Origin of the sequence: Phenylobacterium sp. (genome assembly GCF_031181185.1) — a bacterium.
Classification (GTDB): domain Bacteria; phylum Pseudomonadota; class Alphaproteobacteria; order Caulobacterales; family Caulobacteraceae; genus Phenylobacterium.
The window spans coordinates 1-2,778 of the sequence record NZ_JAPSKZ010000284.1 but is presented as its reverse complement, the minus strand read 5'-3'; the positions used below and the strand labels follow the sequence as shown (position 1 = coordinate 2,778).

Genomic DNA, 2,778 nt, shown 5'->3' with positions numbered 1-2,778 from the left:
GTTCCGCACCTGACCCGTCAGGTTGGCGGCCATGAAGTTCACGTTGTCGGTCAGGTCCTTCCAGGTGCCGGCCACGCCCTTCACCTGCGCCTGGCCGCCCAGCTTGCCCTCGGTGCCCACTTCCCGCGCCACCCGGGTCACTTCCGAGGCGAACGAGCCCAGCTGGCCCACCATGGTGTTCACGACCTTGCCGATCCGCAGGAACTCGCCCCGCAGCGGGCGCTCCTCGTTCTCCAGGTCCATCGTCTGGCTGAGGTCGCCCTTGGCCACGGCGCCGATCACGCGGGCCATTTCGGCCGTGGGGTGGATCATGTCGGTGATGAGGGTGTTCACCGCGTCGACGGCGAACGACCACGACCCCTGCGCGCCCGGCAGCTTGGCGCGGTGGCTGATCTTGCCCTGGCGGCCGACGGTGTCGCCCAGCCGCTCGAATTCCTTGGTCATGCGGTCGTTCAGTTCGACCACGTCGTTGAAGGCTTCGGCGATCTCGCCGGCCACGCCGGTCAGCCCGCGCGGCATCCGCACCGAGAAGTCGCCGCGCCGGAAGGCGCGCAGCGCGGCCAGAAGTTGGCCGGTATCCACCTCGTCCGCAGACTTGACGGCGCGCCGCGGCTTGGCGGCGGCCTTGGCGGACTTCGCAACGACGTTGGCTGACATGGTTCCCCCGAGGGCATGGCGATGGCTGCGGTGGGGATATTCCCGGCGCCGCCAGAGCCTCGAAAAGGCTCGGGTTCGCGCCAAGACACACCCCCGCCCTGCGGCCAAAACGACGTTCGGTTGCGCCCGGTTCCAGCTTGGCTGGAAATAAATTTTTCAGAAGGATGCTTGGCTTTGAAGGTACCCGATCCGGACCCCGCCGCCAACGCCCACGGGACCGGATGGGGGCAGGAACTTGACCGGTGCGGCGCCGTTTCGGCGTGGGGCGTCTCGCCCCTCCCGAGGAATGAAGCCACCCGCGTATGTCGCAGCCCTATGACGCCGCCGCCTTCGAGCCGCCGCCCGACGCCGAGGCCTTTTACGCCGAGAGCCTCAAGCTGCTCACTGAGTCCGGCATCCCCTTCCTGCTGTCAGGCACCTATGCGGTGACCGCCTACACCGGGATCGTGCGTCCGACGAAGGACCTCGACGTCTTCTGCAAGGCCGGCGACTACCCCAAGATCCTCGCCTACTTCCAGGAGCGCGGTTACCGCACCGACGTCGAGGACGAGCGCTGGATCGCCAAGGTCTGGCAGGACAACCGCTTCTTCGACGTGATCTTCGCCATGTCGAACGGCACAGCGCCGGTCACCGACGCCTGGTTCGTCAACAACGACACCATCAACGTCTACGGCACCCAGGCCAAGATCACCCCGCCGACCGAGCTGCTGGTCTCGAAGATGTTCATCCAGGACCGCTACCGGTACGACGGCGCCGACGTGGTCCACGTGATCCTGCGCGCCAACGACCGGATCGAGTGGCAGCGGCTCATGACCTACATGGAGCCGTATTGGGAGGTGCTGCTCACCCACCTCCTGAACTTCCGCTTCATCTATCCCACGGAGCGCGACCTGATCCCGCGTTGGGTCATGGACGAGCTCTCGGCGCGCCTGAAGGCCCAGGTCGGCCTGCCACCGGCGCGCGTGAAGGTCTGCCGCGGCCGCCTGTTCAGCCCGCGGGACTACGTCATGGACATCAGCGAATGGGGCTTCGCCGACGTCGTCGGCAAGGGCCTGGAGGAGCGGCATGAGCCTATCGCCTGACGGATCGCCCAACGGCCACCTGCGGGTCGCGGCGATCGGTGACCTGCACGTCGGCGAGAACCACAAGCACCCCTACCGCGATCTCTTCGCCCGCATCAGCCAGGAGGCCGACGTCCTGGCCCTGTGCGGCGACCTGACCAACTTCGGCAAGACGCCCGAGGCCGAGATCCTGGCCGAGGACCTGCAGTCCTGCTCGATCCCCGTGGTGGGCGTGCTGGGCAACCACGACTTCGAATGCGGGCAGCCGCAGGAAATCGCCCGCATCCTGCACCAGGCCGGCATGAAGGTCCTGGACGGCGAGGCGTTCGAGATCGGCGGCGTGGGCTTCGCCGGCTGCAAGGGCTTCGTGGGCGGCTTCGGCCGCTACATGCTCTCGGCGTTCGGCGAGCCCGAGATCAAGTCCTTCGTCCAGGCCGCCGTCGACGAGAACCTCAAGCTCGAGACGTCCCTGCGCATGCTGCGCACCGACCGCATCGTCGTCGTGACCCACTACTCGCCGGTGCTGGAGACCGTGGAAGGCGAGCCGCCCGAGATCTTCGCCTTCCTGGGTTCGGCCCGCATGGGCGAGACCATCGACCGCTTCGAGGGCGTCAAGTGCGCCGTGCACGGCCACGCCCACCGCGGCGCCTACGAGGGCCGCACCGCTCGGGGCGTGCCGGTCTACAACGTGGCCAAGCCGGTCCTGAACCGTGACGTCGGCGTCGAATACGCCCTGCTCGAGGTCTAGCGCCCTTCTCACCTTCCGGGAGAAGGGCCGCGTCTCCCCTAGGCGCTCAGCCGCAGGCCCTCGCCCCGGCGGCGGCGCTTCGCCCCGCCGTCGCGTTCCTCGAACCAGCGGATCGTCGCCCGCAGGCCCTGTTCCAGCGGGGTCTTGGGCGTCCAGCCCAGCAGCCGCTCGGCCTTGGAGATGTCCGGCCGCCGCCGCTTGGGATCGTCCGTCGGCAGCGCCTGGAAGACCACCTCCGACGTCGAGCCGGTCAGCGCCAGCACCAGGTCCACCAGTTCCAGGATCGTCTTCTCGGAGGGGTTGCCGATGTTC

General features: G+C 68.0%; 3 protein-coding genes and 1 pseudogene. 2 read left to right on the top strand and 2 right to left on the bottom strand.

Annotation, left to right across the window (positions count from 1 at the left end; genetic code table 11):
• Nucleotides 1-657 (bottom strand): HAMP domain-containing protein (locus tag RIF93_RS19890; protein WP_375163906.1); only part of this gene is annotated, 657 nt, incomplete at its 3' end.
• A 302-nt stretch (nucleotides 658-959) separates the two neighbouring features.
• On the opposite strand from RIF93_RS19890, the gene RIF93_RS19885 reads away from it, so the two are divergent.
• Together RIF93_RS19885 and RIF93_RS19880 are read left to right on the top strand one after the other, a co-directional pair.
• Nucleotides 960-1,739, top strand: coding sequence for a hypothetical protein (locus tag RIF93_RS19885; RefSeq protein WP_309093179.1), 780 nt, complete (start codon nucleotides 960-962; stop codon nucleotides 1,737-1,739).
• On the top strand, nucleotides 1,723-2,466 hold the full coding sequence (locus RIF93_RS19880; protein ID WP_309093178.1) for a metallophosphoesterase: 744 nt from the start codon (nucleotides 1,723-1,725) through the stop codon (nucleotides 2,464-2,466). The genes RIF93_RS19885 and RIF93_RS19880 overlap by 17 nt, the downstream gene beginning before the upstream one ends.
• Nucleotides 2,467-2,504: 38 nt before the next feature.
• On the opposite strand, the pseudogene RIF93_RS19875 reads toward RIF93_RS19880, so the two are convergent.
• Nucleotides 2,505-2,778 (bottom strand): annotated as a pseudogene (locus RIF93_RS19875) (SDR family NAD-dependent epimerase/dehydratase); the annotation flags it as partial.